The sequence below is a fragment of the Ochrobactrum sp. S1502_03 genome, assembly GCF_044435015.1.
In the GTDB taxonomy this organism is placed as follows: Bacteria; Pseudomonadota; Alphaproteobacteria; order Rhizobiales; family Rhizobiaceae; genus Brucella; species Brucella chromiisoli.
Map to the genome: position 1 here is coordinate 1 of NZ_JAYEXN010000110.1, position 507 is coordinate 507.

Here is a 507-nt window from a genome sequence, read left to right on the forward strand (position 1 = left end):
GTAGAGTCTTCTCTTGTGTTGTTGGAAGAGGGTGTTTGTTATGACCAGTGCATTTTCTTGGCAAAACTTTATTAGTCTTTGCCCTGCTTCATTCCATATTCCAAGGCCAAATTTGCCTGTTACTTCAGGTGTTTCTTGACTTCCTACTTTTGCATTCCAGTCCCCTATAATTAAAAGGATATCTTTTTGGGGTGTTAGTTCTAGAAGGTCTTGTAGGTCTTTATAGAACTGTTCAACTTCAGCTTCTTCAGCATTACTGGTCGCAGCATAGACTTGGATTACTGTGATATTGAATGGTTTCCCTTAGAAACGAACAGAGATCATTCTATAGTTTTTGAGATTGCATCCAGCTACTGCATTTTGGACTCTCTTGTTGACCATGAGGGCCACTCCATTTCTTCTGAGGGATTCCTGCCTGCCATAGTAGATAGAATGGTCATCTGAGTTAAATTCACCCATTCCAGTCCATTTTAGTTCACGGATTCCTAGAATGTTGACGTTCACTCT

The 507-nt window shown here is 40.4% G+C and carries 1 protein-coding gene; it reads right to left on the reverse strand.

The genetic code is table 11. From position 1 onward, the window contains the following. Nucleotides 1-303: 303 nt before the first annotated feature. Nucleotides 304-507: hypothetical protein (locus VBH83_RS19410; RefSeq protein ID WP_396999105.1), on the reverse strand; the 204-nt coding region annotated here is incomplete at its 5' end.